Consider the following 540-nt stretch of genomic DNA (forward strand, 5'->3'; position numbering starts at 1 on the left):
CATCTCGGTGGAGGGCGAGAAGACCTTCACCCGTCCGATCTATGCGGGCAATGCCATTGCCACGGTCGAAAGCACCGATGCCAAGCTGGTGATCACCGTGCGCGGCACCGCCTTCGACAAGGCCGCCGCCACGGGCGGTTCGGCCGCGATCGAGGATGTCGCCGGGGCCGGTGACGCGGGGCTTTCGAGCTTCGTGGGCGCCGAAGTCGCCAAGTCGGAGCGTCCGGAGCTGACGAGCGCCAAGATTATCGTCTCGGGCGGCCGCGCGCTGAAGGATTCGGCGACGTTCGAGGAATATATCATGCCGCTCGCCGACAAGCTGGGTGCGGCCGTGGGCGCCAGCCGCGCGGCGGTGGACGCGGGCTATGTGCCCAACGACTATCAGGTCGGCCAGACGGGCAAGATCGTGGCGCCGGAAGTCTACATCGCGGTGGGCATCTCGGGCGCGATCCAGCACCTCGCCGGCATGAAGGACTCCAAGACCATCATCGCCATCAACAAGGACGAGGACGCGCCGATCTTCCAGGTCGCAGACATCGG

General features: G+C 66.5%; 1 protein-coding gene. It reads left to right on the forward strand.

The window, feature by feature from the left end; all coding sequences use genetic code 11:
* Positions 1-540: electron transfer flavoprotein subunit alpha/FixB family protein (locus MTR66_RS20650; RefSeq protein WP_243924524.1), on the forward strand; the 540-nt coding region annotated here is incomplete at both ends.

The organism is Novosphingobium beihaiense (genome assembly GCF_022832375.1).
Lineage (GTDB): Bacteria > Pseudomonadota > Alphaproteobacteria > Sphingomonadales > Sphingomonadaceae > Novosphingobium > Novosphingobium beihaiensis.